Source organism: Mesorhizobium sp. M7A.F.Ca.US.006.04.2.1 (assembly GCF_004022915.1).
Classification (GTDB): Bacteria; Pseudomonadota; Alphaproteobacteria; order Rhizobiales; family Rhizobiaceae; genus Mesorhizobium; species Mesorhizobium ciceri.
In genome coordinates this window covers 1-1335 of the sequence record NZ_RZQA01001231.1, presented here as the reverse complement: position 1 = coordinate 1335, position 1335 = coordinate 1, and the positions used below count along the sequence as shown (strand labels likewise).

Genomic DNA, 1335 nt, shown 5'->3' with positions numbered 1-1335 from the left:
ATCTCTGTCTCCGCCTGGCACGGCGTCGCCTACACCGAGCTTGCCACCCTTGCCGGCGCCGGCCATGTCGGAACCGCGCTCAGCCTTGCCAACACCTTTGTTTTCGTCGGCTTCTTCCTGGTGCCGGTGGCCATTCCGGGGCTCTTGCACCTCTGGTCCTGGTCCGGCGTCTGGCTGGCGGCCGCCATCTGCGCGCTGATCGCCCGGCCGATCTTCCTGCGTCCGGCCTGAATGGTCGGCCGCAAAATCGCCCGACTTCGCAACCACGACCTCGGGCCGACCGGGAAAACCCGATCGAATCCGTTAACGTCCCATCAAGGTTAATGCATCATTTTGCTCTCCAGTGGGGTCTGTAGCGTTCCTGGAGAGAGTTCCGTGCATCGACGTGTGTTGAAGCGGCTGGTTGCCGCCGCCGGTGAGAGAAAACGTGGCTTTTTGGGTCCGCTCGTCATCGGTTTCGGCATCTGGATCGGCTTTCCGACCGTCGCCGCCTATCAGGACATGACGAGCCTCGTTTCCGGCCTCGAAGCATCGAGCACGCGCTGGAATTCCTATGTCGAGAAATCCGTTGCCGGCTCGACCCATGCGGCTGAGATGCCCTTTGTCGATTCCGATGTCACCGGCTCCATTTCCGGATCGGGCGTCCATCTGGCCGGTGTCGGCAAGGTGTCGTTTCGCGGCAAGGGCGGCAAGGTCAGCGCCACACCCGATGAGGACCGCGTGGTGCGCGCCGAGAAGAAAGGGCGCATCGTCCAGATGTCTCCCGTCGCACCGCCAAAGAACTTCAACGCCGGCTCGATCTTCGAGCGCACGTCCTCCTTGCTGCGACCCAGCATGGACAGCGGCCTGAAAATGGCTTTCGCCAAGCCGCAGATCAAAGGCAAGGAAATCCAGATCGCCGCCGCATTCCATGTGCGCGAGGACAAGAAGCCGGATCCCGGCATGCCGGCCATGCTGGCGGCGCTGGTCAACAACGACCATCCGGATGTGCTGGCCACCGCCTATGCGCAATCCGAGCCGGACTATGCCAAGGCATCGCCCTTCGAGGCCCTGCTTCAGGACGAGCAGCCCAATGAGGGCCGCTTCATTCCGCCGATGGCCAAGGGCGATCATTCGTGGATCCAGAACCCGCTGCCGGCGAGTGTCTTCTCCAAGAAGGAGCAGGCATGCCTTGCCAACGGAATCTATTTCGAGGCGAGGAGCGAATCCGTGCGCGGCCAGGCCGCTGTCGCCCAGGTCATCCTCAACCGCGTCCGCAATCCGACCTATCCGAATTCGATCTGCGGCGTCGTCTACCAGAACGACAGCTGGTTCAACCGTTGCCAGTTCTCCTTC

At 62.4% G+C, this 1335-nt stretch carries 1 protein-coding gene and 1 pseudogene; both read left to right on the top strand.

Annotated elements, in window-relative coordinates; translation table 11 throughout:
- Positions 1 to 231: pseudogene (locus EN925_RS36110) on the top strand (MFS transporter); the annotation flags it as partial.
- 144 nt (positions 232 to 375) lie between these two features.
- The coding region (locus EN925_RS36105) for a cell wall hydrolase (protein ID WP_164894668.1) at positions 376 to 1335 on the top strand (960 nt) is incomplete at its 3' end.